The organism is Amycolatopsis sp. NPDC005961 (assembly GCF_040629235.1).
GTDB classification, from domain to species: domain Bacteria; phylum Actinomycetota; class Actinomycetes; order Mycobacteriales; family Pseudonocardiaceae; genus Amycolatopsis; species Amycolatopsis camponoti.
Genome location: NZ_JBEXVF010000156.1, coordinates 1 through 1,406, shown reverse-complemented (window position 1 = coordinate 1,406; position 1,406 = coordinate 1). Strand labels below are relative to the sequence as shown.

Here is a 1,406-nt window from a genome sequence, read left to right as displayed (position 1 = left end):
GGGACTGTTCCAAGATCGGTGTTTCCGGCCCGACACGCCGGGCTGAGGTCCGGCGGGATGGGCACTGTGAGTGATGACATCGGAGCTTGTGAGTCCACGCAAGCGTGACGAGAAGCCGGCGCGGGAACTGTCGCCGGAGCAGGCCGCGGCGGCGGCGATGGTGGCCGAGGCGAAGGCCCGCGGGCTGGCGCTGACCGGACCGGACGGGCTGCTGAAGCTGTTCACCAAGAACGTGCTGGAAACGGCACTGAACGAGGAAATGACCGAGCATCTCGGCCATGAGAAGAACCAGGCCGACCCGGATCGTGAGTCGACGAACGTGCGCAACGGTACCCGGCCGAAAACGGTGCTCTCGGACGCCGCGGGCGAGGTCGGTATCAACGTGCCGCGGGACCGGGAGAGCACGTTCGAACCGCAGATAGTGAAGAAGCGGCAGCGTCGGCTCACCGAGGTGGACGAGATCGTGCTGTCGCTATATGCAAAAGGAATGACGACCGGGGATATCTCGGCGCATTTCGCCGAAATCTACGGCTCCTCGGTCAGCAAGGAAACGATCTCGCGGATCACCGACAAGGTCGTCGCCGAAATGAACGACTGGGCCAACCGTCCACTGGATTCGGTCTACGTGGCCGTGTTCATCGACGCTATCCACGTCAAGGTCCGCGACGGCCAGGTCGCCAACCGGCCCGTCTACGCCGCCATCGGAGTCACCGTGGACGGCCACAAGGACGTCCTGGGGCTGTGGATGGGCACCGGCGGCGAGGGCGCGAAGTTCTGGATGAGCGTGCTCATCGACCTGAAGAACCGCGGCATCCGGGACGTGTTCTTCCTCGTCTGCGACGGCCTCAAAGGTCTGCCCGACGTCGTGACGAACGTGTGGCCGCAAACCGTCGTGCAGACCTGCATCGTCCATTTGATCCGCAACACCTTCCGGCTCGTGTCCCGCCGGGACTGGGACGCGGTGAAACGCGACATCAAACCCATCTACACCGCATCGAGCCCGGACGCCGCGGCGGCCGCTCTCGACGCATTCGAAGAGAAATGGGGCGCGAAGCACGCAGCGGTGATTCGTTTGTGGCGCAACGCTTGGAATGAGTTCGCGCCGTTCCTCGATTACGACGTCGAGATACGGACGATGATCTGCTCCACGAACGCGATCGAGTCGCTGAACGCCCGCTATCGGCGGGCAATCCGTGCACGTGGACATTTCCCGACAGAGCAGGCCGCGATGAAGTGCCTGTACCTTGTGACCCGCAGCCTGGACCCGACCGGGACCGGCCGCGCTCGATGGACGATGCGTTGGAAGCCAGTGATCAACGCGTTCGCCATCACCTTCGGTGATCGCTGGCCGGGAGCCGAAACCTACTGATCAACAACGCCGGAAACACCGATCACGGGATAGACCC

Annotated in this window: 1 protein-coding gene; it reads left to right on the top strand. The window is 63.7% G+C overall.

Going from position 1 to position 1,406, the window contains the following annotated elements:
• The first annotated feature begins 73 nt into the window (after nt 1-73).
• Nucleotides 74-1,369: an IS256 family transposase gene (locus ABZ342_RS48890; RefSeq protein ID WP_360488926.1), complete on the top strand. Its 1,296-nt coding sequence runs from the start codon at nt 74-76 to the stop codon at nt 1,367-1,369.
• Nucleotides 1,370-1,406: the final 37 nt, after the last annotated feature.